4 protein-coding genes are annotated in these 7,181 nt (G+C 64.1%); all 4 read left to right on the plus strand.

The window, feature by feature from the left end:
- The first annotated feature begins 502 nt into the window (after positions 1 to 502).
- The 4 genes from QRN63_RS14770 to QRN63_RS14785 all read left to right on the plus strand — a co-directional run bounded on the left by QRN63_RS14770 (position 503) and on the right by QRN63_RS14785 (position 7,047).
- The gene (locus tag QRN63_RS14770) at positions 503 to 2,137 is read left to right on the plus strand and encodes a fatty acyl-AMP ligase (protein WP_285031479.1); all 1,635 of its coding nucleotides are present in this window, start codon (positions 503 to 505) and stop codon (positions 2,135 to 2,137) included.
- 100 nt (positions 2,138 to 2,237) lie between these two features.
- Positions 2,238 to 4,076, plus strand: coding sequence for an SLC13 family permease (locus QRN63_RS14775; protein WP_285031480.1), 1,839 nt, complete (start codon positions 2,238 to 2,240; stop codon positions 4,074 to 4,076).
- 296 nt (positions 4,077 to 4,372) lie between these two features.
- On the plus strand, positions 4,373 to 5,923 hold the full coding sequence (locus tag QRN63_RS14780) for a PE-PPE domain-containing protein (protein ID WP_285031481.1): 1,551 nt from the start codon (positions 4,373 to 4,375) through the stop codon (positions 5,921 to 5,923).
- A 71-nt stretch (positions 5,924 to 5,994) separates the two neighbouring features.
- Positions 5,995 to 7,047, plus strand: coding sequence for an AraC family transcriptional regulator (locus QRN63_RS14785; protein WP_285031482.1), 1,053 nt, complete (start codon positions 5,995 to 5,997; stop codon positions 7,045 to 7,047).
- Positions 7,048 to 7,181: the final 134 nt, after the last annotated feature.

The following is a 7,181-nucleotide window of genomic DNA, read 5'->3' on the forward strand; positions in this document are numbered from 1 at the left end:
AGTAACCACATCATCGCCGCAACGCATGTTGGCGTGTGAATTTCGGTTGGCCGACTCTTATTCAGGCAAAGATTGCTGGGCAGCTGGCGAAGTTCAGTCCACGTCGACGTCCGCGGCGGGGTGCTCTACACAGACCGTTCTCTGGCTACGGCGGCCCGTTACATATCGTCGAAAGTCGTTGGAAGAGTTGGGTTTCGATGGCTCCAGGGTCTCCAATGTGCCCGGGTGCCATCTGATGAACACTCGCAGGACCAAAGATTGGGCGATTGTCGACGTTTGAGTGATATCGCGGTGATCGGCGTCTTTTCGTTCGGACACAGCCAAATTCGCGCTGTGTTTTGTCCGGGAGCGACTACGATTCAGATGGGAGAGGGGATCGCGCGGGTTCCGGCCGCAGTCGCTCATTCCGGTCTCGTCCCTGCACGTTGACGTAGCGCTGTCAACGCCTGCAGGCGAACACGACGCCCTCAAGCGCTAACGCGCAATAGTCAGGGGAAGTCTTGTGAGCAAATTTACCGAGACGATGTTCGCAAACGCACGGTACAGCCTCAAGGGCATGGTCACCGGTGAGCCCGATTCGCCAATGCGCCGTACCTGGATCGAGATACACCACCGGGCGAGGCACGTCGCGGGTGGGCTGGCCGCGGTAGGGGTCGGACGCGGCGATGCGGTCGCCGTGCTGGCCGGCGCCCCGGTCGACATCGCTCCGACCGCGCAGGGGGTGTGGATGCGCGGCGGGAGCCTGACGATGCTGCATCAACCCACCCCGCGCACCGATCTGCCGCGCTGGGTCCAGGAAACCACCGCCGTCGTCGACATGATCGGCGCCAAGGCTGTGATCGTGTCTGATCCTTTCCTGCCCGCCGCGCCGCTGCTGTCGCAATTGGGCATGCCAGTTGTCACCGTCGAGCAGTTGCTCGACGGTCCTTCGATCGATCCACTCGACACCACCGACGACGATGTCGCGTTCCTGCAGTTGACATCCGGATCCACCGGGCCGCCCAAGGCGGTTCGCATCACGCACGCAAATTTCGTCGCCAACGCCGAGGCGATGTTCGCGGGAGCGAAAGTCGACACGGATTCCGACGTGATCGTGAGCTGGCTGCCCTGCTTCCACGACATGGGCATGACCGGCTATCTCACCGTGCCGATGTACTACGGCGTGGAACTGATCAAGATAACTCCGATGGATTTTCTGCGCGATACGTTGTTGTGGGCCAAGCTGATTGACAAGTACAAGGGCACCATGACGGCGGCCCCGAACTTCGCTTACAAGTTGTTCGCCACACGGTTGCGCAGGCACGCCACACCGGGCCAATTCGACCTCTCCTCGTTGCGCTGGGCGTTGTCGGGCGCCGAGCAGGTGGAGGCCGCCGATGTGGAGGATCTATGCGACGCCGGGGCGCCGTTTGGGCTGAAACCACAGGCGATGGTTCCGGCGTACGGGATGGCCGAGACGACGGTGGCGGTGTCGTTCACTGAATGCGGCGCCGGGATGATCGTCGATGAAGTCGACGCCGATCTGCTCGGAGTTCTGCAGCGGGCAGTGCCGGCGAACCGGGGTCATACCCGGCGGCTCGTGTGTCTGGGCCGGCCGCTGCGCGGCATGCAAACCCGGGTCGTCGATGCGGACGGCAGCATCTTGGCGGCCCGGTGTGTCGGCGTCATCGAGGTACGCGGTGAGCCGGTAACGCCGGGGTATACGACGGTCGCCGGCTTCCTCTCGGTTCAAGACGACCAAGGCTGGTACGACACCGGCGACCTCGGGTACCTGACAGAGAATGGCAGCATCGTGGTGTGCGGCCGGGTCAAGGACGTCATCATCATGGCCGGACGCAATATCTACCCGACGGACATCGAGCGAGCCGCCGCGCGTGTCGAGGGAGTGCGGCCGGGCGGAGCCGTAGCGGTGCGACTGGATGCCGGGCTGTCGCGCGAGACCTTCGCAATGGCAGTCGAATCCAAGAGCTGGCGTGAGCCAACCCAGGTGGGGCGCATCCAGCGGCAGGTGGCACACGAGGTGTTCGCCGAGGTCGATGTCCGGCCGCGCAATGTGGTGGTGGTCGAGCCCGGAGTGATCCCGAAGACGCCGTCGGGCAAGCTGCGGCGCGCGCATGCGCAGGCGCTCGTGAGCTGATCAGTGCGCGATGTGCAGGTGTCGGCCTCCGGCCGATCCGCTGCAATGGATGCTATTGATCATGGATGCATGACTCAGTGAGCTGGTCGGAGGCTATCCGGTGACACACCAGATGTGGATCGTCGTCGGCATCCTGGCCGGTGCGATCGGCCTGTTCGTGTGGGGACGTCCGCGCGCCGATATCGTCGGCGTGCTCGTCGTCGTCGCGTTGATGAGCACCGGAGTGCTGACCCCCACCGAAGCACTGGCGGGCTTCGGCTCACCGGTGGTGATTCTGTTGGCCGGCATCTTCATCGTCAGTGCGGGCCTGGTCAACACCGGAATCACGCAGCGGCTCGGTGAGTTCGTCGTCAAGGTCGGTGGCCGCAGTGAGGCGCGGCTCGTCGCGTTGGTGATGGTGCTGTCCGCCGGTATCGGGTCGGTCATGAACTCGTCGGCCGTCGTCTCGATGCTGATTCCCGTGGTGCTGACCGTCACGGCCGCAACGGGTTTGAACCGCAAACGCATGCTGATGCCGCTGTGCGTCGCCGTCATGATCAGCGGCATGATGACGTCGATCGCGTCCTCGCCGAACATCATCATCGAGGGGATCCTCAGTCAGCGCGGCATCACGCCGACGCTCGGCTTCTTCGGCTTCACGCCCTTCGGCGTCGTCACGCTCGCGGTCAGTGTCGTGTTCATGCTCGCGATCGGGCGTAACCTGTTGAGCCGCAACCGGACCGGTGCGGCCGATGCTCAGGAGCCTTCTACCTTCGACGTCATCGAGTCCTATGGTCTGAAACCCCGCTGGCACCTGCTGCACGTGTCCGCTGACTCGCCACTGGTCGGCCAATCGGTTGCCGCGCAACGACAAGCGCTGCGCGATCGCTACGGGCTCCAGCTGCTCGGATTCGAGAAGCACAGTCGTGGGGCCGCCCGATATCTGTCGCCGCGACCCGAAACCGTTTTCGAGGCAGGTGATCTGGTGTTCACGCTCGTCGATGAACAGCAGACCGCCGCGCTGGCCGCCGATCTTCGGTGCCAGGTGACCGGTCCCCGCGCCGAAGATGAACGCCGCGAGGTGTTGCAGGACGTCGGGGTGGCCGAGGTGATGCTCGCGCCCGAGTCGAAATCCATCGGCACCACACTCGGCGAGCTGGACCTCGCTGCTGCTCACAACGTGACCGTCCTGGCGGTCCGGCACCGCGGGCAGAACTTCACCGAGCACCTGACCAGCCGCACCCTCGACTTCGGGGACGCGATGCTGGTGGGTGGCAATTGGGACGACATCGAGCGGCTGAGCGATTCACGCCGGAACTTCATCCTCCTGAACCTGCCCGCGGAGTATCAGCAGCGGTTGGTCGCGCCGGGCCGGGCGCGCGCCGCCGTAGGCATCCTGGTCGCGATGGTCACGTGTATGGCGTTCGGCTGGCTTCCTGGGGCCGATGCGGCGCTGCTCGCGGCGCTCGCCATGGTCGGCGCGGGCTGCGTTCGCGTCGACAGCATCTACCGGCTGATCAGCTGGAGCACCCTGGTCCTGATTGCCGGCATGCTGCCACTGGCGACCGCGTTGGCCAAGACCGGGACGACGACGCTGATCGCCGGTCACCTGGTCGACACTCTGGGCGGCCTCGGTCCCACCGGCATGCTCGCGGTGGTGTTCCTGGTGACGGCACTGGTGGCGCTGTTCATCTCGAACTCCGCCACCGCGGTGCTCATCGCGCCCGTGGCCATCGAAGCGGCCCAGGCATTGCACGTCTCGCCGCAAGGCTTCGCGATGACGGTCGCCATCGCCTGTTCCGCCGCGTTCGTCACGCCCGTGTCGTCGCCGACCAACATGCTGGTGATGGAACCTGGCGGCTACCGGTTCTCGGACTACGCGAAAGTTGGCGTGCCCCTGCTGGCGCTGACCATGGTGATCACGGTGGTCATGGCCAGGCTGATCTACCTACCGGGCTAGCGCCCTACGTCGAGCGTGGGGGATGACGAGGCGACCCGCCGACGGGGATCACGGCAGGGCTCACGCGCGATGCGCCGCCAGTTAGGAAGGCGCGATAGGTCAAATTTCTGGCGTGCAGAGTCAAGCGGCTAGGGCTTCGGCTTCTGCAGAATCGCGATGATCGCATTCCGGGGGCACATGAGCGCCCGAAAGAAAGGGCAATACCTATGCGTCGCGTGACGTGGCCGTCGGTCGCCGCCGTTTCCGCAGCTGCCAGTGTGGCGCTGCTCGGAGGGACAGAATTACTAACCCCAGGCATGGCGCTGGCAGCGCCGACCGCCCTCGTCGTGGGCGGTACCGGGATGCCCGATCCAACTCAGGTCCCGGGCTACATCCCCAATCTCGAGCGTCTCTATTTTCCGTTCACTGTCTGCCAGACTGCTGCGTGCGACGTTGTCCCGGTGCTCTACCCAGCGCAGCTGTTCCCGCTCGCGGGGAAGATGACCCTCGACGATTCGGTTGCCCAAGGCTCGGCTTCGCTGACCACAGCGTTTCAGCACGCACTACAAGCCGATCCCACCGGCAAGATCGTGATCACGGGTAGCTCTCAAGGGGCCATGGTCGCCGCGCTGTTGAAGGCAAAGCTGGCCGCGGACCCGTCCGCCCCGGCAGCGGGCCAGATCCAGTTCGTGCTCTCGGATAACGAGTATCGGCCGAACGGCGGCTTGCTGTCGCGATTCCCCGGCTTGCAGATTCCCGGACTTGGCATCACCTTCGCCGACCCCACCCGCAGCGACACCGGATACTCAACCCTTGATGTCGCCATGCAGTACGACGGTTTCGCTGACTTCCCCGCGTATCCGATCAACCTGCTGGCCACGGCGAACGCCCTCATGGGCATCATCTACATCCACGGCACTGATCTGACGGGTATTCCCATGGCACAGCGCCTCGGCATACCGACAACGCGAACGGGGCCCGACGGGTACACCGAGGACGAGTTCCAGGCGATGCTCAACGACCCGGCGAACCGGCAAACCTACGGTGACACGACATACATCACGATTCCCACCAACGCGTTGCCGCTTCTGCAACCGCTGCGGGATCTGGGCACACTCACCCGCACCTCGTTCGTCGTCACTCCATTGGTGGACTTGATCGAACCGGTGCTGCGGGTGCTGATTGAGACCGGCTACAACCGCGCGGCACCCTACGGTCAGCCGACGCCGGCCGGGCTGTTCCCGCCGATCGACCCGTTTAAGTTGGCACGTGATCTCGTCTCTGCTACCGGTCAAGGAATCTCTCAGGCGCTCAATGATGTGATTCACGGCGGTCCGCGATCATCGACGGGCACCGCGAAGACGCCGGCAGTCGCCGCTGCGTCGGTCCCAACTGTGAAGACCACCGGTGCGCTGGCCCCACATACCGATGCTGCCTCGAGCCGCGAAATCCGTACCGCGATGCCGGCCTCGACGCCGACGGTGGCAACCGGTCAATCGGCAGTCGGCGATACTCACGTAGCCAACACCCTCGCCCAACATGACAACAGTGCACAGGTAGACGTACCCACAGCCAAAACGCCACCGGCGGCCGACGCGGCAGTCGATCGGCCTAAGAAGACGACACAGCCACGGCGAACGACAGCGCGCGTTGAAGAATCCCTGCGATCGAAGCCCGGTGCTGAACCGCACACGGAACGCCATCCTTTCCCACTCGCGCGTCCAGGTGGTCCTGCAAGTCCGGCAAGTCGCCTGCCGCGTTCCGCCCGTAGCGACAACGACAGCGCTACCGGTGCTTCGTCCCGTGCTGCGGCCACGGAGCGGGGCCACGAAAAGTCGTCTACACCTCGATCGGTCTCGGGTGGGTAAGAGCTCCTGCAAGACATCACCCACGACGGTCGTATTGACGTAATGGCGGCCCTGCTTCCACCATTTGGCGTGTGACGGTGATTCGTTCGGCGGTGTTACGCGGGTTTCGCGGTTTGGTCGCCGAACTCGGTGGGGACGCCGAACAGCTTGTGGAACGCGTCGGCCTTCCGCGGGAGGCGCTTGATGTCGACGAAATGATGACGCCGTTGGCGTCCCAGGTGGCTCTGCTGCGCCTCGCCGTGGCGGAACTGAATTGTCCAGATTTCGCGCTACGGCTGGCCGGGCGAAAGAACATCGCGATGCTCGGAACCATGGCGCTGGCCCTAAAGGCCTGCAGCACCTTGAGTGAGGCCCTCGAATGCGCGCAACGGTATCTCTTCATGCACTCGCCGGGGATTCGGCTCAGTCTCGAAACCGACCCGTACGGCACACCGGGTGTTGTGGCGCTTCGCAACCATGTCCCACCCGACGACTCAAGGGTTCATCGCTCAATCGAGCACGGCATGGGATTCCTTCATCGGTCCATCACCGATTTGGCAGGCGAACACTACGGTCTGGTTTCCGTTGAGCTGCCCTTTCAGCCGCTGGCGCCGGTCGCGGTGTTCGAAGAGTTCTTCGGGGCGCCGGTCCGCGTTGAACGGCCGTCGGCCATCTTGCGCCTATCCAGTCGGGTTCTCGAACTACCCCTTCGAGTTCAGTCTGACGTGCACACGCGACACCTCGTGGAGGCGCTGCTCGCTCAGCGGTTACCTCCTGGAGAAACTGATCTCCTTGCCCCGCGAGTGCGCGCGGTGATCCAACAGTTACTGGGCACCGCGCCCACGGACGTCACCGCGGTAGCTCGCATGTTGACAATCTCGCCACGCACGCTGCAACGTCGTTTGAGCAATGAGAAGACCTCGGTCACGATCTTGCTCGATGAAGTGCGACAGACGGCGGCGCGCACATACTTGACGGGCAGCGATATGCCGTTGACTCAGGTTGCCAATCTCCTTGGGCTATCCGAACAATCGGCCCTCACTCGGTGCTGCAAACGGTGGTGGGGCTACACGCCTTCCGACATGCGCACCGGTGCGCTGCGCAATGTGGTGGCTCCCACTGCGCAACAGTCGGGAAGTCAGTGAGCGCGCAGTGCCCCGCTGTCACGCGCCCGGCCCGCGACGTCATGCCAGAGCGAGCACGCACGTCATACGAAACACCAGAGTGCCCCTGTCGGACTTCGGTTGATGGGTGACGGATCTGTTTCGGTTGATCCTTG

It is taken from the genome of Mycolicibacterium sp. lyk4-40-TYG-92, assembly GCF_030209435.1.
GTDB lineage: Bacteria > Actinomycetota > Actinomycetes > Mycobacteriales > Mycobacteriaceae > Mycobacterium.